Source organism: Arthrobacter sp. SIMBA_036 (genome assembly GCF_046535135.1).
In the GTDB taxonomy this organism is placed as follows: Bacteria; Actinomycetota; Actinomycetes; order Actinomycetales; family Micrococcaceae; genus Arthrobacter.
In genome coordinates this window covers 1-256 of the sequence record NZ_JAWRXG010000308.1, presented here as the reverse complement: position 1 = coordinate 256, position 256 = coordinate 1, and the positions used below count along the sequence as shown (strand labels likewise).

At 53.1% G+C, this 256-nt stretch carries 1 protein-coding gene; it reads right to left on the bottom strand.

The genetic code is table 11. The features are described 5' to 3' along the window. A partial coding sequence (locus SB659_RS19995) for a P2 family phage major capsid protein (RefSeq protein WP_410551681.1) occupies window positions 1-227 on the bottom strand: 227 nt, incomplete at its 3' end. Window positions 228-256: the final 29 nt, after the last annotated feature.

Genomic DNA, 256 nt, shown 5'->3' with positions numbered 1-256 from the left:
ATGAAGATCCCGCCATCAGGGAAGTAAGGGGCACGTGCGCCTTGTAGCCCGCCTACTCGCTTCTGGCTAATCATCATGTCTAATGCACGACTTTCCGTTGGCGTTTCGGCATGTTGCTGAATCAACGGGAAATACTTATCTGCCATCAGCTTTCGACCCATGATGGCAACCAGGCCAGTATCGTCGCGGTACCACGGGTCAATCATTTCATTCACGGCGTCGTACACGAGAGCGTCGAGGTTTGCGTAATCACCAC